This is a genomic window from Ruegeria sp. AH12 (assembly GCF_056541465.1).
The window spans coordinates 1-537 of record NZ_JBQFYL010000222.1 but is presented as its reverse complement, the minus strand read 5'-3'; the positions used below and the strand labels follow the sequence as shown (position 1 = coordinate 537).

1 pseudogene is annotated in these 537 nt (G+C 54.7%); it reads right to left on the bottom strand.

From position 1 onward, the window contains the following. Nucleotides 1-447 (bottom strand): annotated as a pseudogene (locus ACR0EL_RS22745) (hypothetical protein); the annotation flags it as partial. Nucleotides 448-537: the final 90 nt, after the last annotated feature.

The window sequence follows — 537 nt, the reverse complement described above, 5'->3', positions numbered from 1 at the left end:
AGCCGTCCAGATTGCCCGTATCTCACTAATCGATAAAACCCGTTCTCGCGCATGCTCGGTCGTGGCCTTCGCAACGCCGCTGGCAATATTCTCGGAAATGTAGCCGCGCACCCATGCCCAATTTGAGAACGCAGACAACGCAGCCCGAATACGATTAGCGTACGCCTTTCGGCCAGCCGATGCTTTTGCGTCCACGGCTTTTTGAATATCGCTTCGCGTCAAGTCAGTGATTGGGCTTTCCAGATGCTCAGTTAGGGATTGGCGCAACTGGCGCAGCCTTTCGTTGCGCGTTCTGAGGTTGGATAGATGGATGGTGTCATAGATATCCAGCACCTGCGACACGTTCAGCGTTGATGCCTGTGTACGCTTCTTTTCGCGCCTCTTTTCCTCTGCGTTCGCGATGCGGTCAATTCCCTGCGCGGCTTCGGCTTCAATCTCCAACGCCATCTTACGGGCTTCTGATAGACCAATGGGCCTGGGCCACTGGCCAAGCGTATGTTTGCGCTTTGGCCCGCCTTTCACCCGTTTTTCATACAT